The 22,493-nt window shown below is 58.2% G+C and carries 23 protein-coding genes; 18 read left to right on the plus strand and 5 right to left on the minus strand.

From position 1 onward, the window contains the following. Positions 1 to 29: 29 nt before the first annotated feature. The gene (locus FHC48_RS14480) at positions 30 to 656 is read right to left on the minus strand and encodes a lysoplasmalogenase (RefSeq protein ID WP_008500086.1); all 627 of its coding nucleotides are present in this window, start codon (positions 654 to 656) and stop codon (positions 30 to 32) included. A gap of 129 nt (positions 657 to 785) precedes the next feature. Between FHC48_RS14480 and FHC48_RS14485 the strand changes: the two genes are divergently transcribed. Continuing rightward, entirely contained in the window at positions 786 to 1,145 is a 360-nt protein-coding gene (locus FHC48_RS14485) for a DUF2500 domain-containing protein (protein WP_045335135.1), read from the plus strand. A gap of 82 nt (positions 1,146 to 1,227) precedes the next feature. Here the strand turns inward: FHC48_RS14485 and FHC48_RS14490 are convergent, their stop codons facing one another. Beyond that, a complete protein-coding gene (locus tag FHC48_RS14490; RefSeq protein ID WP_008500088.1) occupies positions 1,228 to 1,509 on the minus strand; it encodes a DUF1145 family protein in 282 nt (93 codons plus the stop codon). Continuing rightward, the gene (gene rsmD / locus FHC48_RS14495; RefSeq protein WP_008500089.1) at positions 1,493 to 2,095 is read right to left on the minus strand and encodes a 16S rRNA (guanine(966)-N(2))-methyltransferase; all 603 of its coding nucleotides are present in this window, start codon (positions 2,093 to 2,095) and stop codon (positions 1,493 to 1,495) included. The genes FHC48_RS14490 and rsmD overlap by 17 nt, the downstream gene beginning before the upstream one ends. Before the next feature lie 127 nt (positions 2,096 to 2,222). On the opposite strand from rsmD, the gene ftsY reads away from it, so the two are divergent. From ftsY to livJ, 6 genes are all read left to right on the plus strand, one after another. After that, positions 2,223 to 3,683, plus strand: a complete 1,461-nt coding sequence (gene ftsY, locus FHC48_RS14500) for a signal recognition particle-docking protein FtsY (protein ID WP_119312276.1) — start codon at positions 2,223 to 2,225, stop codon at positions 3,681 to 3,683. Positions 3,684 to 3,685: 2 nt separating this feature from the next. Beyond that, positions 3,686 to 4,357: a cell division ATP-binding protein FtsE gene (gene ftsE / locus FHC48_RS14505; RefSeq protein WP_008500091.1), complete on the plus strand. Its 672-nt coding sequence runs from the start codon at positions 3,686 to 3,688 to the stop codon at positions 4,355 to 4,357. Beyond that, complete coding sequence (gene ftsX, locus FHC48_RS14510; RefSeq protein ID WP_023326488.1) at positions 4,344 to 5,399, plus strand: permease-like cell division protein FtsX; 1,056 nt, start codon at positions 4,344 to 4,346, stop codon at positions 5,397 to 5,399. The genes ftsE and ftsX overlap by 14 nt, the downstream gene beginning before the upstream one ends. Before the next feature lie 251 nt (positions 5,400 to 5,650). Beyond that, complete coding sequence (gene rpoH, locus FHC48_RS14515) at positions 5,651 to 6,508, plus strand: RNA polymerase sigma factor RpoH (RefSeq protein WP_008500093.1); 858 nt, start codon at positions 5,651 to 5,653, stop codon at positions 6,506 to 6,508. 136 nt (positions 6,509 to 6,644) lie between these two features. Continuing rightward, positions 6,645 to 7,910, plus strand: a complete 1,266-nt coding sequence (locus FHC48_RS14520; RefSeq protein ID WP_059363899.1) for a 4-aminobutyrate--2-oxoglutarate transaminase — start codon at positions 6,645 to 6,647, stop codon at positions 7,908 to 7,910. A gap of 197 nt (positions 7,911 to 8,107) precedes the next feature. Further along, positions 8,108 to 9,208, plus strand: a complete 1,101-nt coding sequence (gene livJ, locus FHC48_RS14525; RefSeq protein ID WP_021242735.1) for a branched chain amino acid ABC transporter substrate-binding protein LivJ — start codon at positions 8,108 to 8,110, stop codon at positions 9,206 to 9,208. 177 nt (positions 9,209 to 9,385) lie between these two features. On the opposite strand, the gene panM is transcribed toward livJ, so the two are convergent. Beyond that, positions 9,386 to 9,769 carry an aspartate 1-decarboxylase autocleavage activator PanM gene (gene panM, locus FHC48_RS14530; protein ID WP_220420538.1) on the minus strand — a complete coding sequence of 128 codons (384 nt, stop codon included), beginning with the start codon at positions 9,767 to 9,769 and terminating at the stop codon, positions 9,386 to 9,388. A 424-nt stretch (positions 9,770 to 10,193) separates the two neighbouring features. On the opposite strand from panM, the gene livK reads away from it, so the two are divergent. The 10 genes from livK (at position 10,194) to ugpQ (ending at position 20,244) form a co-directional block, all read left to right on the plus strand. Beyond that, a complete protein-coding gene (livK, locus tag FHC48_RS14535) occupies positions 10,194 to 11,303 on the plus strand; it encodes a high-affinity branched-chain amino acid ABC transporter substrate-binding protein LivK (protein WP_008500098.1) in 1,110 nt (369 codons plus the stop codon). A 46-nt stretch (positions 11,304 to 11,349) separates the two neighbouring features. Continuing rightward, positions 11,350 to 12,276, plus strand: a complete 927-nt coding sequence (gene livH, locus FHC48_RS14540; RefSeq protein ID WP_008500099.1) for a high-affinity branched-chain amino acid ABC transporter permease LivH — start codon at positions 11,350 to 11,352, stop codon at positions 12,274 to 12,276. Further along, a complete protein-coding gene (gene livM, locus FHC48_RS14545; protein ID WP_008500100.1) occupies positions 12,273 to 13,550 on the plus strand; it encodes a branched chain amino acid ABC transporter permease LivM in 1,278 nt (425 codons plus the stop codon). Before livH ends, livM begins: the two co-directional genes overlap by 4 nt. Beyond that, positions 13,547 to 14,314 (plus strand): high-affinity branched-chain amino acid ABC transporter ATP-binding protein LivG, encoded by a 768-nt coding sequence (gene livG, locus FHC48_RS14550; RefSeq protein ID WP_008500101.1) that lies wholly within the window; start codon positions 13,547 to 13,549, stop codon positions 14,312 to 14,314. The genes livM and livG overlap by 4 nt, the downstream gene beginning before the upstream one ends. A gap of 1 nt (position 14,315) precedes the next feature. Next, complete coding sequence (livF, locus tag FHC48_RS14555) at positions 14,316 to 15,029, plus strand: high-affinity branched-chain amino acid ABC transporter ATP-binding protein LivF (protein ID WP_008500102.1); 714 nt, start codon at positions 14,316 to 14,318, stop codon at positions 15,027 to 15,029. 247 nt (positions 15,030 to 15,276) lie between these two features. After that, positions 15,277 to 16,593, plus strand: a complete 1,317-nt coding sequence (gene ugpB / locus FHC48_RS14560) for a sn-glycerol-3-phosphate ABC transporter substrate-binding protein UgpB (protein WP_046889461.1) — start codon at positions 15,277 to 15,279, stop codon at positions 16,591 to 16,593. Positions 16,594 to 16,699: 106 nt separating this feature from the next. Further along, positions 16,700 to 17,587: a sn-glycerol-3-phosphate ABC transporter permease UgpA gene (gene ugpA / locus FHC48_RS14565; protein WP_008503352.1), complete on the plus strand. Its 888-nt coding sequence runs from the start codon at positions 16,700 to 16,702 to the stop codon at positions 17,585 to 17,587. Continuing rightward, on the plus strand, positions 17,584 to 18,429 hold the full coding sequence (gene ugpE, locus FHC48_RS14570) for a sn-glycerol-3-phosphate ABC transporter permease UgpE (protein WP_013099125.1): 846 nt from the start codon (positions 17,584 to 17,586) through the stop codon (positions 18,427 to 18,429). Before ugpA ends, ugpE begins: the two co-directional genes overlap by 4 nt. Before the next feature lies 1 nt (position 18,430). Beyond that, positions 18,431 to 19,501 (plus strand): sn-glycerol-3-phosphate import ATP-binding protein UgpC, encoded by a 1,071-nt coding sequence (locus tag FHC48_RS14575; RefSeq protein ID WP_008503354.1) that lies wholly within the window; start codon positions 18,431 to 18,433, stop codon positions 19,499 to 19,501. Further along, on the plus strand, positions 19,498 to 20,244 hold the full coding sequence (ugpQ, locus tag FHC48_RS14580) for a glycerophosphodiester phosphodiesterase (RefSeq protein WP_021242741.1): 747 nt from the start codon (positions 19,498 to 19,500) through the stop codon (positions 20,242 to 20,244). The genes FHC48_RS14575 and ugpQ overlap by 4 nt, the downstream gene beginning before the upstream one ends. Here the strand turns inward: ugpQ and FHC48_RS14585 are convergent. Beyond that, positions 20,228 to 20,605, minus strand: a complete 378-nt coding sequence (locus tag FHC48_RS14585; RefSeq protein ID WP_045328887.1) for a DUF2756 family protein — start codon at positions 20,603 to 20,605, stop codon at positions 20,228 to 20,230. The genes ugpQ and FHC48_RS14585 overlap by 17 nt on opposite strands. A 123-nt stretch (positions 20,606 to 20,728) precedes the next feature. Here FHC48_RS14585 and ggt point away from each other — a divergent pair, with 123 nt between their 5' ends. Then, positions 20,729 to 22,474, plus strand: coding sequence for a gamma-glutamyltransferase (gene ggt / locus FHC48_RS14590; protein WP_072253883.1), 1,746 nt, complete (start codon positions 20,729 to 20,731; stop codon positions 22,472 to 22,474). The last annotated feature ends 19 nt before the right edge of the window (positions 22,475 to 22,493 follow it).

Raw genomic sequence — 22,493 nt, forward strand, 5'->3', positions numbered from 1 at the left:
CTGGAGTCGACTCCAGAGTCAAGCGTTATTTAGATATACAGCGAACGCACAATCAGGAAATGCCCGGCAAAGTAACAGGCGGCGGCAATCGCGTTATCCGCCCGGAAACGGCGGCGATAGTGGCTGCCCAGCCACACGATATTCCCAATCAGCAGCAGCGCGGCCCCGAAGAACGCGGACATCGCCGGAGCGGTCGGACGGAAGAACCACAGTTCACCTGCCAGCCATACCATCACCAGCGTCATGGCGATAAACGTGCAGATCGGCAACCGCATCTCTTCCAGACGCGACCAGATCACCGCGATCAGCAGGGCACCAATCACCAGCAGGACCAGCGGCAGCGGCCAGAAGAAAGAGAGCGTCATCTGGCTGGCGAAGTAGATGGTATACAGCAGATGCGACAGGAAAAATGCCCCTACGGCATACAGCAGGCGCTGGCGCGGCAGCAGGGTTAAGGCATCGCCAATCAGAGAGGCGCACAGCCCGGCGAGGACCAGATAGCTGACGGCATTAAACATCGGTGCTTGCCAGGCCAGCAGCAACAGGAGCAACAGCGTGACGGGTTTAAACAGCCAGCGCTGCCAGGTGGGACCACGGTACGACGCATCGACATAAAGCCATGCGGAAAAACAGACAGCGATAAATGACCAAAGCATATTAACTCCCTGTATCTGTTAAGTCTGAATAATCAGTTTCTGATCCAGTGTAGTGACGCGGGCGGGCGTTTGGCAATGCCGGGGAAGGCAGGGTATCCTGAATTCCGCATAATCTGATGGGATAGTTGAATGAGCAAGATGCCGCTGTTTTTCATTATCGTGGTGGCGATTATCGTCATTGCCGCCTCGTTCCGCTTCGTGCAGCAGCGCCGCGAGAAGGCGGATAACGATGCCGCGCCGCTGATGCAAAAGCGCGTGGTGGTGACGAACAAACGCGAAAAGCCGCTCAATGACCGCCGCTCGCGCCAGCAGCAGGTGACGCCTGCGGGCACAACAATGCGTTATGAAGCGAGCTTTAAGCCGGAAACGGGCGGCCTGGAGATAACCTTCCGCCTGGAGGCGCAGCAGTACCACCAGCTGACGGTGGGAGAGAAAGGAACGCTGAGTTACAAAGGATCGCGGTTTGAGGGGTTTGTTCCGGAGTTGTAACGCCGGGCGGCACTGTGTTTGCCCGGCCTACGTGGTTTCGTAGGCCCGGTAAGCGAAGCGCCACCGGGCGACTAAACGCACCTTACTTCTTCACCTGCGCCTTAAACTTCTTCATCCACACCAGCAGCTCAAACACGCCGAAAATAAACACGCGCAGCTGCTGCCAGCCCGTCATCTGCGGGCCGTCTTTCGGCAGACCGTTTTTCAGCATCACCATCTGCAGGGCGTGCATGAACGAGGTGAAAATCAGCGCCACGTTAACGAAAATATTCATCGGGCGCGGGAACGGGTGCACCAGGTTGAGCAGCAAAAACGCCCAGACGCCCAGCATCAGCAGACGTCCCAGATTAATCAGTACCGGCATCGGATCCTCCTTGTGCCTGACGGTGATACAGACGATAAGCAACCTGACCTGCCACTTTTTCACGGTGCAGATCCCAGTGAGCGGGAACCGGCGGCAAACCGTTTTCCACTTCGCTTTCCACGTAAATCAATGCGTCATCCGCCAGCCAGCCGTTTTGCTCCAGCAGGGATAACGTTTCTTCCAGCAGCCCCTTGCGGAACGGCGGGTCGACAAACACCACGGTGTGCGGCGTGCCCTTTTGCGCGAGGAAGCTCAGCGTGTTGGTGTTCACCACTTTCGCGTTGCTCGCTTTCAGCGTCGCCAGATTTTGCTGCAGCGTCTGCGCCACGCCGCGCTCCATCTCCAGCAGCGTGGCGCTGGCAGCATAGCGCGACAGCGCTTCCAGCCCGAGCGCGCCGCTACCGGCGAAGCAGTCCAGGCAGCGGGCGTCTACCATTGACGGGGCCAGCCAGTTAAACAGCGTCTCGCGCACGCGGTCGGTAGTAGGGCGTAAACCGGGGCTGTCCGGCACCGGTAATTTCCGGCCTCGCCACTGACCGCCGATAATACGAATTTGACCGGCCGGGGCGCGGTTGGGTTTCTTCATCTCAGGAAAGCTCTGTTAACAATTGGCCTGCGATTGCGGGCGGTGATGTCAATTAAGTAAAGTGTTAGACTATTTCATCATTTTTTTAGCTTCCATGTATATAGCGCCGCGAGGAGTGTAGTCGCAGATGGCAAAACAAAAAAAACGTGGCTTCTTTTCCTGGCTGGGCTTCGGTGAAAAAGAGCAAGAAACAGAACAGAAAACCGAAGAGCAACAAGCCGTTGAAGAGCCATCGCAGCCTGAAACGCCAGTAGAAACCGCCGCGGTTGTCGATGCGGAAGAAACGGCGCACAGCAAAGAAGAGGTTGAAACCTTTGCTGAAGAGGTGGTTGAGGTCACTGAACAGGTTCAGGAGAGCGAGAAGCCAGAACCGGTTGTCGTAGAAGCCGCTATCGAAGCGCCACAGGCCGCTATCGAACACGAAGCGCTTCCGCTGCCGGAAGAGGTCAAAGACGAAGCGGTGTCTGCCGAAGAGTGGCAGGCCGAAGCGGAAACCGTTGAAATCGTTGAGGCGGTGGAAGAAGAAGCGGCGCTCGAGCCGGAGCTGACCGACGAAGAGCTGGAAGCCCAGGCGCTGGCGGCGGAAGCGGCTGAAGAAGCGGTCATCGTTGTGCCGGTAGAAGAGCAGGCCGAAGAAGAGATCGTTCAGGAGCAGGAAAAACCGACCAAAGAAGGTTTCTTCGCGCGCCTGAAGCGCAGCCTGCTTAAAACCAAAGAAAACTTAGGTTCCGGATTTATCAGTCTGTTCCGCGGCAAGAAGATCGACGACGATCTGTTTGAAGAGCTGGAAGAGCAACTGCTGATTGCGGACGTTGGGGTGGAAACCACCCGTAAGATCATCACTAATCTGACCGAAGGGGCGAGCCGCAAGCAATTGCGTGACGCCGAAGCGCTGTACGGCCTGCTGAAAGACGAGATGGGTGAAATTCTCGCAAAAGTTGACGAACCGCTTAATATTGAAGGCAAAACGCCATTTGTTATTCTGATGGTTGGGGTGAACGGCGTGGGTAAAACCACCACCATCGGCAAGCTGGCGCGTCAGTTCGAGCAGCAGGGCAAATCGGTGATGCTGGCGGCGGGCGATACCTTCCGTGCGGCGGCGGTTGAGCAGCTGCAGGTCTGGGGCCAGCGCAACAACATCCCGGTGATTGCTCAGCATACCGGCGCGGATTCCGCATCCGTGATCTTTGACGCCATCCAGGCGGCGAAGGCGCGCAACGTGGACGTGCTGATTGCCGATACCGCAGGGCGTTTGCAGAACAAATCGCATCTGATGGAAGAGCTGAAGAAGATCGTTCGCGTCATGAAGAAGCTGGACGAAGACGCACCGCATGAAATTATGCTGACCATTGATGCCAGCACCGGACAAAACGCCATCAGCCAGGCGAAGCTGTTCCATGAAGCGGTAGGACTGACGGGGATCACGCTGACCAAACTGGACGGCACCGCGAAAGGCGGGGTGATCTTCTCCGTAGCCGACCAGTTCGGCATTCCTATCCGTTACATCGGTGTGGGCGAGCGTATTGAGGATTTACGTCCGTTTAAGGCGGACGACTTTATTGAGGCATTATTTGCCCGAGAGGACTAACAATGATTCGCTTTGAACACGTCAGCAAGGCCTATCTCGGTGGGAGACAAGCGCTGCAGGGGGTGACCTTCCACCTGCAGCCGGGCGAGATGGCATTCCTGACCGGCCATTCCGGCGCGGGGAAAAGTACCCTGCTCAAGCTTATCTGTGGGATCGAGCGGCCAAGCGCCGGAAAAATCTTTTTCAGCGGCCATGAGATCAGCCGTCTGAAAAACCGTGAGGTGCCGTTCCTGCGTCGTCAGATCGGCATGATTTTCCAGGATCACCACCTGCTGATGGATCGCACCGTTTTCGATAACGTGGCCATTCCGCTGATTATTGCCGGCGCCAGCTATGACGATATCCGCCGCCGCGTCTCTGCGGCGCTGGATAAGGTCGGGCTACTGGACAAAGCGAAGAACTTCCCGATCCAGCTCTCCGGCGGTGAACAGCAGCGCGTGGGTATCGCCCGCGCGGTGGTGAACAAGCCTGCCGTGCTGCTGGCGGATGAACCGACCGGTAACCTGGACGATGCCCTGTCAGAAGGGATTTTGCGTCTGTTTGAGGAGTTTAACCGCGTAGGGGTTACCGTATTGATGGCAACGCACGACATCGGGCTGATTTCCCGTCGTTCGTACCGCATGCTGACCCTGAGCGACGGGCATTTGCACGGAGGCCACGGTGAACAAGCGTGATGCAATAAACCAGATTCGGCAGTTCGGGAACCGGTTTGACCGTTTCCGTAAGCCGCAGGGCGGGGGTGACGGCAATCGTAATGCACCGAAGCGCCAGAAGGCCGCGCCAAAACCGGCCTCCCGCAAAACCAACGTCTTTAACGAGCAGGTGCGCTACGCGTTCCACGGCGCGCTGCAGGACCTGAAAAGCAAACCGCTGGCGACGTTCCTGACGGTGATGGTAATCGCCATCTCCCTGACGCTGCCAAGCGTCTGCTACATGGTTTACAAGAACGTCAACCAGGCAGCGTCGCAGTATTATCCGTCTCCGCAGATCACGGTCTATCTGGATAAAGCGCTCGACGATAACGCGGCGGCGCAGGTGGTTGGGCAAATTCAGGCCGAGCAGGGCGTGGAGAAGGTCAACTATCTCTCACGTGAAGACGCGCTGGGCGAGTTCAGGAACTGGTCTGGCTTTGGCGGCGCGCTGGATATGCTCGAGGAGAACCCGCTGCCCGCCGTGGCGGTGGTGATCCCGAAGCTGGATTTCCAGGGGACCGATTCGCTTAACACCCTGCGCGATCGCATCACGCGCATTAAGGGCATTGATGAAGTGCGCATGGATGACAGCTGGTTTGCGCGTCTCGCTGCTTTGACCGGGCTGGTAGGCCGCGTCGCGGCGATGATTGGCGTGCTGATGGTGGCGGCGGTCTTCCTCGTCATTGGCAACAGCGTACGCCTGAGCATCTTCGCTCGTCGCGATACCATCAACGTGCAGAAACTGATTGGTGCGACGGATGGCTTCATCCTCCGACCGTTCCTTTACGGTGGCGCACTGCTCGGTTTTTCCGGCGCATTTCTTTCACTGATATTGTCAGAAATTTTGGTGATGCGGCTTTCCTCTGCCGTGACTGAAGTGGCGCAGGTTTTCGGAACCAAGTTTGATATCAGCGGCTTAGGGTTCGATGAGTGCCTCTTACTGCTGCTGGTGTGTTCGATGATTGGGTGGGTGGCAGCGTGGCTGGCAACCGTTCAACATTTACGTCACTTTACTCCCGACTAATAAAAGCGTGATATAATCTTTCCCTGCACCGAGATGTTCGCTCTGCAGGGAAAGCGTCCCTGTTGTCTCTTCCCCTGTTATCATCTCCATGTCACATTTTGTGCGTAATTTATTCACCGTTGCACCTGGAACTTGTGGATAAAATCACTGTCTGATAAAAGAGTGAATGCTAATCTCGTTGCTCAAACGCTTTGGCATGGTTGTTGCCTGACGGGGACAGCCTGGACCAGAAGAAACACTGAGAGGAATGAATGACCAAAGAAATGCAAACTTTAGCTTTAGCCCCTGTTGGTAACCTGGAATCCTATATCCGGGCTGCGAACACCTGGCCGATGTTAACGGCCGAGGAAGAAAAGGAGCTTGCTGAAAAGCTGCATTACCAGGGCGATCTGGAAGCAGCGAAAAAGCTGATCCTGTCTCACCTGCGCTTTGTTGTTCACATTGCTCGTAATTATGCGGGCTATGGCCTGCCGCAGGCGGACTTGATTCAGGAAGGTAACATCGGCCTGATGAAGGCTGTGCGTCGCTTTAACCCGGAAGTGGGGGTGCGACTGGTCTCCTTCGCCGTCCACTGGATCAAAGCAGAAATTCATGAATACGTGCTGCGCAACTGGCGTATCGTGAAAGTCGCCACGACAAAAGCGCAACGCAAACTGTTCTTCAACCTGCGTAAAACCAAGCAGCGTCTGGGCTGGTTCAATCAGGATGAAGTGGAAATGGTCGCGCGCGAGCTGGGCGTATCCAGCAAAGACGTACGTGAGATGGAATCCCGTATGGCCGCGCAGGACATGACCTTCGATATGTCCTCCGACGACGATGCATCTGACAGCCAGCCGATGGCACCGGTTCTGTATCTGCAGGATAAAACCTCTAACTTTGCTGACGGCATCGAAGAGGATAACTGGGAAGATCAGGCCGCGAACAAGCTGAGCTATGCGATGGAAGGCCTCGACGAACGTAGCCAGGATATTATCCGCGCCCGCTGGCTGGACGAAGACAACAAGTCCACGCTGCAGGAGCTGGCCGACCGCTACGGCGTCTCTGCGGAACGTGTCCGTCAGCTTGAAAAGAACGCCATGAAGAAACTTCGCGCCGCTATCGAAGCGTAATTAACGCGAAGTACACCGAGAACCCCTGGATGAGAGTCTGGGGGTTTTGTTTTTTTAGCGCCCGCTCTGGCGAATTCCCTCCCCCTGGCAAACACTTACTGATGCGCTAAGCAGGCGACTTTCTCAGGGGGACAGGGTGAAAAACAACGAACTGAACGACCGGCGGTTACAGGCGACGCCGCGCGGCATTGGCGTGATGTGTAACTTCTATGCCGATAAAGCCGAAAACGCCACGGTGTGGGACGTGGAAGGCAATGAGTACATCGACTTCGCCGCCGGGATCGCGGTGCTGAATACCGGCCATCGCCATCCTAAAGTCATTTCCGCCATCGAAAAACAACTCCACGCGTTTACCCACACGGCCTACCAGATTGTGCCGTACGAAGGCTACGTGGCGCTTGCCGAGCGCATCAACCAGCGCGTGCCGATTGACGGCCCGGCCAAAACCGCGTTCTTCTCGACGGGGGCTGAGGCGGTCGAAAACGCGGTGAAAATTGCCCGCGCCTTTACCAAACGCCCCGGCCTTATCACCTTCGGCGGCGCGTTCCACGGCCGCACCTTTATGACCATGGCGCTGACCGGCAAAGTTGCGCCGTACAAGCTCGGATTCGGACCCTTCCCCGGCTCGGTGTATCACGCCCAGTATCCGAATGAACTGCACGGCGTCAGCACGGCGGAAGCGTTGAAAAGCCTGGAACGCATCTTTAAAGCGGATATTGCCCCTGACCAGGTCGCGGCGATTATTCTCGAACCGGTTCAGGGAGAGGGCGGTTTCAACATCGCCCCGGCTGATTTTATGCAGGCGCTGCGCGCCCTGTGCGATACCCACGGCATTTTGCTGATTGCCGACGAGGTGCAAAGCGGTTTCGCCCGCACCGGCAAGCTGTTCTCGATGGAACACCACTGCGTGAAGCCCGATCTGATCACTATGGCGAAAAGCCTGGCGGGTGGGATGCCGCTCTCGGCGGTGTCGGGCCGTGCTGAAGTGATGGATGCCCCAGCGCCGGGTGGGCTGGGCGGTACCTACGCGGGTAACCCGCTGGCGATTGCGGCAGCGCACGCCGTGCTGGACGTGATTGATGAGGAAGATCTCTGCACGCGATCGGCGCATCTTGGCCATCACCTGGTGGAAGTGTTGAACAAGGCGAAGGAACACTGCCCGTATATCGCGGATATCCGCGCGCAGGGCTCGATGGTGGCGGTGGAGTTCAACGATCCGCAAACGGGTCAGCCTTCGCCGGAATTTACCCGCCAGGTGCAGGAGCGTGCATTGCTGGAAGGTCTGCTGCTTCTGAGCTGCGGCGTCTACGGCAACGTCATTCGTTTCCTCTATCCGTTGACGATTCCCGAAGTGCAGTTCCGTAAAGCGCTGGACATTATCTCCGCGTCGCTGACACGTTAAAGCCACATGCCCGGCGGAACTCTCTGCCGGGCTTATCATATATTCATTTCAAATTTGCTATTCCAAAATCATAAAAATGGGGTATGTTTTAGCAGAGTATGCTGAAAAAGCGCGAACAGCACACCTATAACTGAAATAAAGCGCTGCACAACAACATCACAACAATCGTAATAACCATAATAATGGGGAATCTCAGGATGAACATGAAGGGTAAAGCGTTACTGGCAGGATGTATCGCGTTGGCATTCAGCACCATGGCGCAGGCAGACATCAAAGTGGCTGTGGTTGGCGCCATGTCCGGTCCGGTAGCGCAGTACGGCGACCAGGAGTTTACTGGCGCAGAACAGGCGGTTGCAGACATTAACGCTAAGGGCGGTATAAAGGGCGAAAAACTGCAGATCGTAAAATATGATGATGCCTGTGACCCGAAACAGGCGGTCGCGGTCGCGAACAAAGTGGTGAACGACGGGATCAAATACGTTATCGGTCACCTGTGCTCTTCTTCTACTCAGCCCGCGTCTGACATCTACGAAGACGAAGGTATCCTGATGATCACCCCGGCGGCGACCGCACCAGAGCTGACCGCACGCGGTTACAAGCTGACCCTGCGCACCACCGGTCTGGACTCTGACCAGGGCCCAACCGCGGCGAAATACATCGTTGAAAAAGTGAAGCCGAAACGCATTGCCATTGTTCATGACAAGCAGCAGTACGGTGAAGGTCTGGCGCGTTCAGTGCAGGACAACCTCAAGAAAGCCAATGCCGACGTGGTGTTCTTCGACGGGATCACCGCCGGTGAGAAAGACTTCTCCACGCTGGTTGCGCGTCTGAAGAAAGAGAATATCGACTTTGTTTACTACGGCGGCTACCACCCGGAAATGGGCCAGATCCTGCGCCAGGCGCGCGCGGCCGGCCTCAAAACCCAGTTCATGGGCCCGGAAGGCGTGGCGAACGTTTCTTTGTCTAACATCGCGGGTGAATCCGCCGAAGGCCTGCTGGTGACCAAACCGAAGAACTACGACCAGGTCCCTGCGAACAAACCTATCGTAGATGCCATCAAGGCGAAGAAACAGGATCCAAGCGGCGCGTTCGTCTGGACCACCTACGCGGCGCTGCAGTCGCTGCAGGCGGGCCTGAACCAGTCAGCCGATCCGGCTGAGATTGCCACCTGGCTGAAAGCGAACACCGTCGAAACCGTTATGGGGCCTCTCTCCTGGGACACGAAGGGCGACCTGAAGGGCTTCGAGTTCGGCGTGTTTGACTGGCATGCTAACGGCACGGCGACAGACGCCAAATAATTTTCCCGTCGCCTTTCGCGCCGCAGGTGCGTTGGCTGCGTTATTCAACCCCGGTCGCTTACTTATGTAAGCTCCCGGGGATTTCATAACTTGCCGCCTTCCTGCAACACGAAATGCTTGAGAAAATGCGGTAGAAATTGTAGGCCGGGCAAGGCGCAGCCGCCACCCGGCTTTCTTTTAGCGCTTCTCCCACCCGCTCTCCTGCGCCGTAAACCCTAACGCCTGCATAAACGCCGCCATCACGCCGCGGTCTTCCACGCCCACGTCGGTCATCCACCATGAGATCACGCCCGGGTTTTCGCGGAGCACTTCTTCAATTAAATACTGCCCCACGCCGCGACGGCGGGTCACGTCACGCACGCGCAGCGAGTCCAGCGCCCCTTCCGTGCCGCTCAGCGTTACGCGAACGGCGGCCAGAAGACGCTCGTTAAAGCGCGCGGCATAGATACGGTGATTTTCGTCGACGGCCAGCGACGAAGGGGAATATTCCGGCCAGATCTTGCCCAGGTCGATATGATCCTGGTCGCTAAAGGTCACCAGACGCACGATAGTCAGTTTCATTAGCTGCTTGTCCAAATCAAATTGAGTAGGGGCAGTGTACTCAATTTATTCGCTCAGCGGCTTCCTCTTTTTATCGCCGTTTGCCAGGTGATTAGTTTTTTGGCAGCGCGTTGGGCAGTTTGAAAACACATGGATCGAAAAATAAGCAGGATTTTAACCTGAATGGCAGTGATTTATTCGGCGCTTTGTGCCGTTATTTTATGCTGCAAACTGCACTTTTATTTGTTTATCTCTGCCTGATTTCAGAATATTATCTTTGCTTAATCGCCTGAAAAATAGAGATTTTAGTCTGGTTTTTGACAAAAACATGCGCTAAACCATTAAAGGCACTGGTAAAAATAGCGTTGTTCATTAAAAGTACAGAATGCTTTTTAACCATAATAAAACAAAATATAAACACGACATCACGAATGGGGATTCAGAGATGAAAAGGAACGCGAAGACGTTAATCGCGGGGATGGTCGCACTGTCGATCTCGCATGCCGCCATGGCGGAAGACATAAAAGTTGCGGTAGTGGGGGCGATGTCCGGCCCTGTTGCCCAGTGGGGTGACATGGAGTTCAACGGTGCGCGCCAGGCCATCAAAGACATCAACGCTAAGGGCGGCATCAAGGGCGACAAGCTGGTGGGCGTGGAGTATGACGACGCCTGCGATCCGAAACAGGCCGTCGCGGTCGCCAACAAAATCGTCAACGATGGCATCCAGTATGTGATCGGCCACCTGTGCTCATCGTCCACCCAGCCCGCGTCTGACATCTACGAAGATGAAGGCATTCTGATGATCACCCCTGGCGCCACTAACCCTGAGCTGACCCAGCGCGGCTACCAGCACATCATGCGCACCGCCGGTCTGGACTCCTCTCAGGGGCCTACCGCCGCCAAATACATCCTTGAAACCGTCAAGCCGCAGCGTATCGCCATTATTCATGACAAGCAGCAGTACGGCGAAGGCCTGGCGCGCTCCGTTCAGGACGGCCTGAAAAAAGGCGGCGCGAACATCGTCTTCTTCGACGGCATTACCGCCGGTGAGAAAGACTTCTCCGCGCTGATCGCCCGTCTGCAAAAAGAGAATATCGACTTTGTTTACTACGGCGGCTACTACCCGGAGATGGGGCAGATGCTGCGTCAGGCGCGCGCCACCGGTCTGAAAACTCAGTTTATGGGGCCAGAGGGCGTGGGCAATGCCTCCCTGTCCAACATCGCCGGGGATTCTGCCGAAGGCATGCTGGTGACGATGCCAAAACGCTATGACCAGGATCCGGCCAACAAGGCTATCGTGGATGCGCTCAAGGCGCAGAAGAAAGATCCGAGTGGTCCGTACGTCTGGATCACCTATGCCGCCGTACAGTCTCTGGCCACCGCGCTGGATCGTACCGGCAGCAAAGAACCGCTGGATCTGGTGAAAGATTTAAAAGCACACGGGGCGAACACCGTGATTGGGCCGCTGAACTGGGATGAGAAAGGCGATCTGAAGGGATTTGAGTTTGGTGTCTTTAAGTGGCACGCCGACGGTTCGTCTTCGGCCGCCAAATAATTATCCCACCGCCCGGCATGACGGGCGGGTATAAAAAGGTTTGCATATGTCCGAGCAGTTTCTCTATTTCCTGCAGCAGATGTTTAACGGCGTCACGCTGGGAAGCACCTACGCGCTGATCGCCATCGGCTATACGATGGTTTACGGCATTATCGGCATGATCAACTTCGCCCACGGCGAGGTCTACATGATCGGTAGCTATGTCTCCTTTATGATTATCGCCGCCCTGATGATGATGGGCATCGACAGCAGCTGGCTGCTGGTCGCCGCTGGGTTTGTCGGCGCGATTGTGATTGCCAGCGCCTACGGCTGGAGCATCGAGCGCGTGGCCTACCGGCCGGTGCGCAGCTCCAAGCGTCTGATTGCACTGATTTCCGCCATCGGGATGTCGATCTTCCTGCAAAACTACGTCAGCCTGACCGAAGGCTCGCGCGACGTGGCGCTGCCAAGCCTGTTTAACGGCCAGTGGATTGTGGGGGCCAGCGAAAACTTCGCGGCCTCTATCACCACCATGCAGCTGGTTATCTGGGTCGTGACCTTTATTGCGATGCTGGCCCTGACGCTGTTCATCCGCTACTCGCGGATGGGACGCGCCTGCCGCGCGTGCGCAGAAGACCTGAAGATGGCGAGCCTGCTCGGCATCAACACCGACCGCGTGATTGCCCTGACCTTCGTGATTGGCGCCGCGATGGCTGCCGTCGCAGGCGTGCTGCTCGGCCAGTTCTACGGCGTGATCAACCCGTACATCGGCTTTATGGCCGGGATGAAAGCTTTTACCGCGGCGGTGCTGGGCGGTATCGGCAGTATTCCGGGCGCGATGATTGGCGGCCTGATCCTGGGCGTGGCGGAAGCGCTCTCTTCGGCGTATCTGAGCACCGAATATAAAGACGTGGTGTCGTTTGCCCTGCTGATTCTGGTTCTGCTGGTCATGCCTACCGGTATTCTGGGCCGTCCGGAGGTAGAGAAAGTATGAAACCGATGCATTTTGCAATGGCGCTGCTCTCTGCCGCCATGTTCTTCGTGCTGGCGGGCGTCTTTATGGGCGTCCAGCTTGAGCTGAATGGCACCAAACTGGTGGTGGATACCGCCCCCGACATCCGCTGGCAGTGGGTGTTTATCGGTACCGCCGTGGTGTTCCTGTTCCAGCTGCTGCGTCCGCTGTTCCAGAAGTCGCTGAAAAACGTCTCCGGGCCGAAATTCGTCCTGCCGGCCATCGACGGGTCTACCGTTAAGCAGAAGCTGTTCCTCGTGGCGCTGCTGGTGGCTGCCGTGGCGTGGCCGTTCGTGGTGTCTCGTGGAACCGTGGATATCGCTACCCTGACCATGATCTACGTGATCCTCGGTCTCGGTCTGAACGTGGTGGTGGGGCTCTCAGGCCTGCTGGTGCTGGGCTACGGCGGCTTCTACGCCATCGGCGCCTACACCTTCGCGCTGCTGAACCACTATTACGGGCTCGGCTTCTGGACCTGCCTGCCGCTGGCAGGGCTGGTCTCTGCCGCCGCAGGCTTCCTGCTCGGTTTCCCGGTGCTACGCCTGCGCGGTGACTACCTGGCGATTGTGACCTTAGGCTTCGGTGAAATCGTCCGTATCCTGCTGCTGAACAACACCGAAGTGACCGGCGGCCCGAACGGCATAAGCCAGATCCCGAAACCAACCTTCTTTGGCCTGGAGTTCAGCCGTACCGCCCGCGAAGGCGGCTGGGACACCTTCAGTAACTTCTTCGGCGTGAAGTATGACCCGTCCGACCGCGTCATCTGGCTCTATCTGGTGGCGCTGCTGCTGGTGGTCATCACCCTGTTCGTGATTAACCGCCTGCTGCGCATGCCGCTGGGCCGCGCGTGGGAAGCGCTGCGCGAAGATGAGATTGCCTGCCGTTCCCTGGGCCTGAACCCGACCCGCATCAAGCTGACCGCGTTCACCATCAGCGCCGCGTTTGCCGGTTTCGCCGGGACGCTGTTTGCCGCGCGTCAGGGCTTCGTCAGCCCGGAATCGTTCACCTTTGCCGAATCCGCGTTTGTGCTGGCGATTGTGGTGCTGGGCGGGATGGGCTCGCAGTTCGCCGTTATCCTGGCGGCCATCCTGCTGGTGGTCTCGCGCGAGCTGATGCGCGACTTTAACGAATACAGCATGTTAATGCTGGGTGGTTTGATGGTGCTGATGATGATCTGGCGTCCGCAGGGCTTGCTGCCGATGACCCGTCCACAGCTGAAGCTGAAGAACGGGCAAGCGAAAGGAGAACAGGCATGAGTCAGCCATTATTATCCGTTAACGGTCTGATGATGCGTTTTGGCGGCCTGCTGGCGGTCAACAACGTGAATCTGGATCTGCACAAGAAAGAGATTGTCTCCCTGATTGGCCCGAACGGCGCGGGGAAAACCACGGTCTTTAACTGCCTGACCGGCTTCTACAAGCCGACGGGCGGCACCATCATGCTGCGCGATCAGCATCTTGAAGGGCTGCCGGGCCAGCAGATTGCTCGCATGGGCGTGGTGCGTACCTTCCAGCATGTGCGTCTGTTCCGCGAGATGACGGTGATTGAGAACCTGCTGGTGGCGCAGCATCAGCAGCTGAAAACCGGGCTGTTCTCCGGCCTGCTGAAAACCCCGGCCTTCCGCCGCGCCCAGGATGAAGCGCTCGATCGCGCCGCCACCTGGCTCGACCGAATTGGCCTGCTGCAGCACGCCAACCGTCAGGCGAGCAACTTGGCCTACGGCGACCAGCGTCGCCTGGAGATTGTGCGCTGCATGGTGACGCAGCCGGAAATCCTCATGCTCGACGAACCGGCGGCGGGCCTCAACCCGAAAGAGACCAAAGAGCTGGACGAGCTGATTGCCGAGCTGCGCGATCACCACGACACCACCATTCTGCTGATTGAGCACGACATGAAGCTGGTGATGGGCATTTCCGACCGTATCTACGTGGTCAACCAGGGCACGCCGCTGGCAAACGGCACGCCGGAAGAGATCCGCAACAACCCGGACGTGATCCGCGCATACCTGGGTGAGGCATAAGATGGAAAAAGCGATGTTAACGTTCGACAAGGTCAATGCGCACTACGGCAAGATCCAGGCGCTGCACGACGTCAGCCTGCATATCAACCAGGGTGAAATCGTCACCCTGATTGGCGCCAACGGCGCGGGTAAGACCACGCTGCTCGGCACCCTGTGCGGTGACCCGCGCGCCACCAGCGGGCGGATTGTGTTTGACGGCAAAGACATTACCGACTGGCAGACCGCCAGAATCATGCGCGAGGCGGTGGCGATTGTTCCGGAAGGGCGTCGCGTGTTCTCGCGTATGACGGTGGAAGAGAACCTGGCGATGGGCGGCTTCTTCGCCCACCGCGATGAATACCAGACCCGCATCAAGTGGGTGTACGAACTCTTCCCGCGCCTGTGGGAGCGTCGCATCCAGCGTGCGGGCACCATGTCCGGCGGTGAACAGCAGATGCTGGCGATCGGCCGCGCGCTGATGAGCCAGCCGCGCCTGCTGCTGCTGGATGAGCCGTCGCTCGGCCTGGCGCCGATCATCATCCAGCAGATCTTCGACACCATTGAGCAGCTGCGTAAAGAGGGGATGACCATCTTCCTCGTTGAGCAGAACGCCAACCAGGCGCTGAAGCTGGCTGACCGTGGCTACGTGCTGGAGAACGGCCGCGTGGTGCTTGAGGATACCGGAGACGCACTGCTGGCGAACGAAGCGGTGCGGAGCGCTTACCTGGGCGGCTGAGCCGTCTGTATCGCCCGGTGGCGCTGCGCTTACCGGGCCTACAGGGATCGAGTAGGCCGGGTAAGGCGTAGCCGCCACCCGGCTTTTTTAACCACTACACCCCTTCACACAACCATCATCCCCCTGACCCTTTGCTGTCACTTATCTGTAAACAAACAGTTATTTTTCTGTCATTCGAGCATGTCATGTTACCTCGCGAGCATAAAACGCGTGATATCGCGCATCCGGCACAATAAGAGAGATGACAATGACATCGTTACGACACACAGCTTTGGGTCTGGCATTGGGTCTGGCTTTTGCGACGAACGCAATGGCTGTGACGACCATTCCGTTCTGGCATTCCATGGAAGGGGAGTTGGGTAAAGAAGTTGACTCCCTGGCGCAGCGTTTCAACGACACCCATCCGGATTACAAAATTGTGCCGGTGTACAAAGGCAACTACGAGCAGAGCCTGAGCGCGGGCATCGCCGCCTTCCGTACCGGCAACGCGCCTGCACTGTTACAGGTTTATGAAGTGGGCACCGCCACCATGATGGCCTCCAAAGCCATCAAGCCGGTGTATGAAGTGTTCAAAGAAGCGGGTATTAACTTCGATGAATCCCAGTTCGTGCCAACCGTAGCGGGTTACTACACCGATTCCAAAACCGGACATCTGCTGTCTCAGCCGTTTAACAGCTCCACGCCGGTGCTGTACTACAACAAAGACGCCTTCAAGAAAGCCGGTTTAGACCCGGAGCAGCCGCCAAAAACCTGGCAGGACCTGGCCGAATACACCGCGAAGCTGAAAGCGGCGGGAATGAAGTGCGGCTACGCCAGCGGCTGGCAGGGCTGGATCCAGATCGAAAACTTCAGCGCCTGGCACGGCCTGCCGGTGGCGACCAAAAACAACGGCTTCGACGGCACCGACGCGGTACTGGAGTTCAACAAGCCGGAGCAGGTGAAGCACATCGCGCTGCTGGAAGAACTCAACAAGAAGGGTGACTTCAGCTACTTCGGGCGTAAAGACGAATCCACCGAGAAGTTCTACAACGGCGATTGCGCCATTACCACCGCCTCGTCCGGCTCGCTGGCGGATATCCGCCACTACGCCAAATTCAACTATGGCGTGGGCATGATGCCGTACGACGCGGACGTGAAAGGCGCGCCGCAGAACGCCATCATCGGCGGGGCGAGCCTGTGGGTGATGCAGGGTAAAGACGCCGGCACCTACAAAGGGGTGGCCGAGTTCCTCGACTTCCTGGCGAAACCTGAAAACGCGGCCGAATGGCACCAGAAAACCGGCTACCTGCCGATCACCAAAGCTGCCTATGACCTGACCCGCGAGCAGGGCTTCTACAGTAAGAACCCGGGCGCGGATATCGCGACGCGTCAGATGCTGAACAAGCCGCCGTTGCCGTTCACCAAAGGCCTGCGTCTGGGCAACATGCCGCAGATCCGCACCATCGTGGATGAAGAGCTGGAAAGCGTCTGGACCGGGAAGAAAACGCCACAGCAGGCGCTGGACTCTGCGGTAGAGCGCGGCAATCAGCTGCTGCGCCGCTTTGAGCAGTCGACGAAATCGTAATCGCTGAAACGCCCGGTGGCGCTGCGCTTACCGGGCCTACGATGTGCCCCATCCAGGCCGGGTAAGGCGTAGCCGCCACCCGGCATTGTTCAGGAATCAAATCTCCATGTCCTCATCCCGTCCGGTGTTCCGTTCCCGCTGGCTGCCGTACCTGCTGGTCGCGCCTCAGCTGGTCATCACCGTTATCTTCTTTATCTGGCCTGCGGGCGAAGCGCTGTGGTACTCGGTACAAAGCGTCGATCCGTTTGGGCTCTCCAGCCAGTTTGTCGGGCTGGACAACTTTACCGCGCTGTTCCATGACAGCTACTACCTGGACGCCTTCTGGACGACGATCAGGTTCAGCGCGCTGGTCACCGTCAGCGGTCTGGTTGCCTCGCTGTTTTTCGCCGCGCTGGTGGACTATGTGGTGCGCGGCAGCCGCCTGTATCAGACCCTGATGCTGCTGCCGTACGCCGTGGCACCCGCCGTCGCCGCCGTGCTGTGGATTTTCCTGTTTAACCCCGGTCGCGGGTTGATTACCCATTTCCTGGCAGAGTTCGGCTACGACTGGAACCACGCCCAGAACAGCGGTCAGGCCATGTTCCTGGTGGTGTTCGCCTCGGTGTGGAAGCAGATCAGCTACAACTTCCTGTTCTTCTTTGCCGCGCTGCAGTCCATCCCGCGTTCGCTGGTGGAGGCCGCCGCCATTGACGGCGCAGGGCCGATTCGTCGCTTCTTCAGGCTGTCGCTGCCGCTGATTGCCCCGGTGAGCTTCTTCCTGCTGGTGGTTAACCTCGTGTACGCCTTCTTCGACACCTTCCCGGTGATCGATGCGGCCACCGCAGGCGGTCCGGTGCAGGCGACCACCACGCTTATCTATAAGATCTACCGCGAAGGCTTCGCCGGGCTGGATCTCTCGGCCTCCGCCGCGCAGTCGGTGGTGCTGATGTTCCTCGTCATCATCCTCACGGTGGTGCAGTTCCGCTATGTTGAAAGTAAGGTGCGCTACCAATGATTGAGAACCGTCGCGGGCTGACGATTTTCAGCCATACCATGCTGATTCTGGGGATTATCGTCATCCTCTTCCCGCTGTACGTGGCCTTTGTCGCCGCCACGCTGGACACCAAAGCGGTGTTCGATACGCCGATGACGCTGATCCCAGGCACGCATCTGTTCGAGAACATGAAGACCATCTGGACCCAGGGCGTGGGCGCCAACAGCGCGCCGTTCTGGCTGATGATGCTCAACAGCTTCATCATGGCGTTCGGCATTACGGTCGGCAAAATTACGGTGTCGATGCTCTCGGCCTTCGCCATCGTCTGGTTCCGCTTTCCGCTGCGCAACCTCTTTTTCTGGATGATTTTTATCACCCTGATGTTGCCGGTGGAGGTGCGTATCTTCCCGACGGTGGAAGTGATCGCCAACCTGAAGATGCTCGACAGCTACGCGGGCCTAACCCTGCCGCTGATGGCCTCGGCGACCGCCACCTTCCTGTTCCGCCAGTTCTTTATGACCCTGCCGGACGAGCTGATTGAAGCCGCGCGCATCGACGGCGCGTCGCCGATGCGCTTCTTCCGCGACATCGTGCTGCCGCTGTCGAAAACCAACCTTGCGGCGCTGTTTGTGATCACCTTTATCTACGGCTGGAACCAGTACCTGTGGCCGCTGCTGATTATTCAGGACGTCAACCTCGGCACCGCCGTGGCGGGCATCAAAGGCATGATTGCCACCGGCGAAGGCACCACCCTCTGGAACCAGGTGATGGCGGCGATGCTGCTCACCCTAATCCCACCCGTAGTCATTGTTTTAGCCATGCAGCGCGCGTTTGTCCGCGGCCTGGTCGATAGCGAGAAATAAGATGGCAGGTTTAAAACTTCAGGCAGTAACCAAAAGCTGGGACGGCAAAACCCAGGTGATTCAACCGCTGACGCTCGACGTGGCGGACGGGGAGTTTATCGTGATGGTCGGCCCGTCCGGCTGTGGCAAATCCACCCTGCTGCGCATGGTGGCGGGGCTGGAGCGCGTGACCTCTGGGGATATCTGGATTGACCGCCAGCGCGTCACCGAGATGGAGCCGAAAGACAGGGGCATCGCGATGGTGTTCCAGAACTACGCCCTCTACCCGCACATGAGCGTGGAGGAGAATATGGCCTGGGGGCTGAAAATCCGCGGCATGGGCAAAGGCCATATCGAGGAGCGCGTGAAAGAAGCGGCGCGCATTCTGGAGCTGGACGGCCTGCTCAAGCGCCGCCCGCGCGAACTCTCCGGCGGCCAACGCCAGCGCGTGGCGATGGGGCGCGCCATCGTGCGCGATCCGGCGGTATTCCTGTTCGACGAGCCGCTCTCTAACCTCGACGCCAAGCTGCGCGTGCAGATGCGTCTTGAGCTGCAGCAGCTGCACCGTCGCCTGAAAACCACGTCACTGTACGTTACCCACGATCAGGTTGAGGCCATGACCCTCGCCCAGCGCGTGATGGTGATGAACAAAGGCGTTGCCGAGCAGATTGGTACCCCCGTGGAAGTCTACGAGAAACCGGCCACCCGCTTTGTGGCGAGCTTTATCGGCAGCCCGGCGATGAACCTGCTCGAAGGGCGCATCAGCAGCACGGGCACGCACTTTGAGCTGGAAAGCGGGATGGCATTGCCGATCAACTGGTACTATCGTGGCTACGCCGGGCGTAAGATGACGCTCGGTATCCGCCCGGAACATATCGGTTTAACCTCTCAGGCGGAAGGCGGCGTGCCGCTGGTGATGGACACGCTGGAGATGTTAGGTGCAGATAACCTGGCGCACGGGCGCTGGGGCGAGCAAAAGATGGTGGTGCGTCTGGCGCATCAGGAGCGCCCGAAAGCAGGCAGCACGCTGTGGCTGCACCTGCCGGAAAATCATCTGCACCTTTTTGACGGTGAAACAGGACAACGAGTATGAGCAACTGGCCTTATCCCCACGTCGTCGCCCACCGCGGCGGCGGTAAGCTGGCGCCGGAGAATACCCTGGCGGCGATTGATGTTGGCGCGCGTTACGGCCACACCATGATCGAGTTCGACGCCAAGCTGTCGAAAGACGGCGAGATTTTCCTGCTGCATGACGATAACCTCGAACGCACCAGCAACGGCTGGGGCGTGGCGGGCGAGCTGCCGTGGCGCGATCTGCTGAAAGTCGACGCCGGAAGCTGGTACAGCGGCGAATTCAAAGGCGAACCGCTGCCGCTGCTGGCGGAAGTGGCCGATCGCTGTCGCCAGCACGGCATGATGGCCAATATCGAAATCAAACCGACCACCGGCACCGGGCCGCTGACGGGCAAAGTGATTGCCCTGGCCGCGCGCGAGCTGTGGGAAGGGATGACCGCGCCGCTGCTCTCCTCGTTTGAAATTGACGCCCTGGAGGCGGCGCAGGCGGCCGTGCCGGAATTGCCGCGCGGGCTATTGCTGGACGAGTGGCGCGAGGACTGGCGCGAGCTGACGACGCGCTTAGCGTGTGTCTCTATTCATCTTAATCACAAGCTGCTGGATGAGGCGCGGGTGAAGATGCTGAAAGACGCGGGACTGCATATTCTGGTTTACACCGTCAATAAACCCCAGCGTGCGGCCGAACTGCTGCGCTGGGGCGTGGACAGCATCTGTACCGATGCGATTGACCTGATCGGCCCGGACTTTAGTTCTGCGGATTAAGCATACTGCCATTCGACTGCGGCGGCAGCATATGCTGCTGTCCGCTGCCTGACGAGGTCATTCCACCTAACATTCCGCCATTTTTGTTCGGCAGCGGCTGCTCGCGAACCTGCCCCTGCTGCACGCGCTGGGTGTTGGCGTTCATCTGATTTTGCAGGCTTTGCTGCTGCATCTGGGTCTGCGTTCTCAGCTGCTGATTCAGCATCCCTTTTTGCTGCTGTTGCTGGCTCATCATCTCGGTCTGCATACGCTGCTGGCTCGGGATGACATAACCCTGCTGGTTAGGGTTGTTCATGGTGTTGAGTGGCTGTGCGAGCGCGGCAAAGGGGATCAGCGCCGTAAGAATCAATAAGCGTTTCATTGTCATTTCCTCCTCTTGAGGTCTCTCTTAAGTTTACCCTGATTTCACCATGACGATGATTTTTTAGGAGTTGTGAACCAGGCTTAAGCGGGGAATATGGATCCCTTCACCTGGAGAACAATAATGATGAAACCAACGTTTTTGCGCTGGGTCGCCCTCGCCGCGCTGATGGCAGGCGGTACATTTAGCGTGGCGGCCAACCCGCCCGCGGCGCCTCCGGTCTCTTACGGCGTGGAGGAAGATGTTTTTCATCCCGTGCGGGCAACCCACGGCATGGTGGCATCCGTGGATGCGCTGGCGACCAAAGTGGGTGTTGATATTCTCAGGCAGGGCGGTAACGCGGTGGATGCGGCGGTCGCCGTCGGCTATGCGCTGGCGGTGACGCACCCGCAGGCGGGGAACCTGGGCGGCGGCGGCTTTATGATGCTGCGCACCAAAGACGGGAAAACCACCGCCATCGACTTCCGTGAAATGGCGCCTTCTCAGGCGTCACGGGACATGTTCCTCGATGACCAGGGCAACCCGGACAGTAAAAAATCCCTGACCTCGCACCTGGCCTCCGGCACGCCGGGCACCGTTGCGGGCTTCTCGCTGGCGCTGGAAAAATACGGCACGATGCCGCTGAACAAGGTGGTGCAGCCTGCTATCAAGCTGGCGCGGGAGGGCTTTGTGGTGAATGACGCCCTGGCGGACGACCTCAAAACCTACGGCAGCGAAGTCATCCCGAATCACGAAAACAGTAAGGCGATCTTCTGGAAAGACGGTGAACCGCTGAAGAAGGGCGATAAGCTGGTGCAGAAGAACCTCGCCAAAAGCCTGGAGCTGATTGCGGAGCACGGTCCGGACGCCTTCTACAAAGGGGCGATTGCCGACCAGATTGCGGAAGAGATGCAGAAGAACGGTGGGCTCATCACCAAAGCGGATCTGGCGGACTACAGGGCGGTGGAGCGCGAGCCGATTAGCGGCACCTACCGCGGGTACGAGGTCTTCTCCATGCCGCCGCCGTCTTCCGGGGGCATTCACATCGTGCAGATCCTCAACATTCTTGAAAACTTCGATATGCACAAGTTCGGCTTCGGCAGCGCGGATGCCATGCAGATAATGGCGGAGGCGGAAAAACGCGCCTACGCTGACCGCTCGGAATATCTCGGCGACCCGGACTTCGTGAAGGTGCCGTGGCAGGCGCTGACCAACAAGGCGTACGCCAAATCGATTGCCGATCAGATCGACATCAACAAGGCCAAGCCGTCGAGCGAGATCCGTCCCGGCAAGCTGGCACCGTATGAAAGCAACCAGACCACCCACTTCTCGGTGGTGGATAAAGACGGTAACGCGGTGGCGGTGACCTATACGCTCAACACCACCTTCGGCACCGGGATTGTGGCGGGCAATAGCGGCATTCTGCTGAACAACGAGATGGATGACTTCTCTGCCAAGCCGGGCGTGCCGAACGTCTACGGGCTGGTCGGCGGCGATGCGAACGCGGTAGGGCCGAAGAAACGTCCGCTGTCGTCCATGTCGCCCACCATCGTGGTGAAAGAGGGCAAAACCTGGCTGGTAACCGGTAGCCCGGGCGGCAGCCGGATTATCACCACCGTATTGCAGATGGTGGTGAACAGCATCGACTTTGGGATGAACGTCGCCGAAGCGACTAACGCCCCGCGTTTCCACCACCAGTGGCTGCCGGACGAGCTGCGCGTCGAGAAGGGCTTTAGCCCGGACACCATTAAACTGCTTGAGCAGCGTGGGCAGAAGGTGGCGGTGAAAGAGGCGATGGGCAGCACCCAGAGCATTATGGTGGGGCCGGACGGAGCGCTGTTTGGCGCATCAGACCCGCGTTCGGTGGATGATTTGACGGCGGGGTATTGATGTATTGCCCGGTGGCGCT

Source organism: Enterobacter sp. EC_50, assembly GCF_019584525.1.
Taxonomy (GTDB): Bacteria; Pseudomonadota; Gammaproteobacteria; order Enterobacterales; family Enterobacteriaceae; genus Enterobacter; species Enterobacter roggenkampii.

What these genes read in the sequence shown, in the direction of transcription:
- ugpQ (WP_021242741.1), top strand. Translation starts at nt 19,498, where the DNA reads ATGAGCAACTGGCCTTATCCCCACGTCGTCGCCCACCGCGGCGGCGGT.
- ftsE (WP_008500091.1), top strand. Translation starts at nt 3,686, where the DNA reads ATGATTCGCTTTGAACACGTCAGCAAGGCCTATCTCGGTGGGAGACAA.
- panM (WP_220420538.1), bottom strand. Translation starts at nt 9,769, where the DNA reads ATGAAACTGACTATCGTGCGTCTGGTGACCTTTAGCGACCAGGATCAT.
- livK (WP_008500098.1), top strand. Translation starts at nt 10,194, where the DNA reads ATGAAAAGGAACGCGAAGACGTTAATCGCGGGGATGGTCGCACTGTCG.
- ugpE (WP_013099125.1), top strand. Translation starts at nt 17,584, where the DNA reads ATGATTGAGAACCGTCGCGGGCTGACGATTTTCAGCCATACCATGCTG.
- FHC48_RS14480 (WP_008500086.1), bottom strand. Translation starts at nt 656, where the DNA reads ATGCTTTGGTCATTTATCGCTGTCTGTTTTTCCGCATGGCTTTATGTC.
- FHC48_RS14575 (WP_008503354.1), top strand. Translation starts at nt 18,431, where the DNA reads ATGGCAGGTTTAAAACTTCAGGCAGTAACCAAAAGCTGGGACGGCAAA.
- rpoH (WP_008500093.1), top strand. Translation starts at nt 5,651, where the DNA reads ATGACCAAAGAAATGCAAACTTTAGCTTTAGCCCCTGTTGGTAACCTG.
- livH (WP_008500099.1), top strand. Translation starts at nt 11,350, where the DNA reads ATGTCCGAGCAGTTTCTCTATTTCCTGCAGCAGATGTTTAACGGCGTC.
- ftsY (WP_119312276.1), top strand. Translation starts at nt 2,223, where the DNA reads ATGGCAAAACAAAAAAAACGTGGCTTCTTTTCCTGGCTGGGCTTCGGT.
- FHC48_RS14490 (WP_008500088.1), bottom strand. Translation starts at nt 1,509, where the DNA reads ATGCCGGTACTGATTAATCTGGGACGTCTGCTGATGCTGGGCGTCTGG.
- ugpA (WP_008503352.1), top strand. Translation starts at nt 16,700, where the DNA reads ATGTCCTCATCCCGTCCGGTGTTCCGTTCCCGCTGGCTGCCGTACCTG.
- FHC48_RS14585 (WP_045328887.1), bottom strand. Translation starts at nt 20,605, where the DNA reads ATGAAACGCTTATTGATTCTTACGGCGCTGATCCCCTTTGCCGCGCTC.
- ugpB (WP_046889461.1), top strand. Translation starts at nt 15,277, where the DNA reads ATGACATCGTTACGACACACAGCTTTGGGTCTGGCATTGGGTCTGGCT.
- livF (WP_008500102.1), top strand. Translation starts at nt 14,316, where the DNA reads ATGGAAAAAGCGATGTTAACGTTCGACAAGGTCAATGCGCACTACGGC.
- livJ (WP_021242735.1), top strand. Translation starts at nt 8,108, where the DNA reads ATGAACATGAAGGGTAAAGCGTTACTGGCAGGATGTATCGCGTTGGCA.
- livM (WP_008500100.1), top strand. Translation starts at nt 12,273, where the DNA reads ATGAAACCGATGCATTTTGCAATGGCGCTGCTCTCTGCCGCCATGTTC.
- FHC48_RS14485 (WP_045335135.1), top strand. Translation starts at nt 786, where the DNA reads ATGAGCAAGATGCCGCTGTTTTTCATTATCGTGGTGGCGATTATCGTC.
- ggt (WP_072253883.1), top strand. Translation starts at nt 20,729, where the DNA reads ATGATGAAACCAACGTTTTTGCGCTGGGTCGCCCTCGCCGCGCTGATG.
- rsmD (WP_008500089.1), bottom strand. Translation starts at nt 2,095, where the DNA reads ATGAAGAAACCCAACCGCGCCCCGGCCGGTCAAATTCGTATTATCGGC.
- livG (WP_008500101.1), top strand. Translation starts at nt 13,547, where the DNA reads ATGAGTCAGCCATTATTATCCGTTAACGGTCTGATGATGCGTTTTGGC.